Here is a 255-nt window from a genome sequence, read left to right as displayed (position 1 = left end):
AGCGGCACGCCCGCCGCCACCGGCACGGTGAGCATCGAAGTGACCGCCGACGACGGCCATGGCGGCACCGTGAGCGACAGCTTCGACGTGGTGATCGGCGCCGCACCGGTGGACCCGGAGCCCGAACCGCCAGTCACCCCGCCGGTCACCCCACCAGTGACACCACCCACCCCGGGCGTGCCCGACAACGACGGCATCCCGCCCACCGTGGAAGACCAGAGCCCCGGCATCCCCGGGCCCGATGGCAGCATCACC

1 pseudogene is annotated in these 255 nt (G+C 73.3%); it reads left to right on the top strand.

What is annotated here, in order from left to right:
* A pseudogene (locus KW835_RS26690) lies at positions 1 to 255 on the top strand (hypothetical protein); the annotation flags it as partial.

The organism is Acidovorax sp. sic0104 (assembly GCF_019219095.1).
Classification (GTDB): domain Bacteria; phylum Pseudomonadota; class Gammaproteobacteria; order Burkholderiales; family Burkholderiaceae_C; genus Acidovorax.
This window is presented reverse-complemented; position numbering and strand designations above follow the sequence as displayed.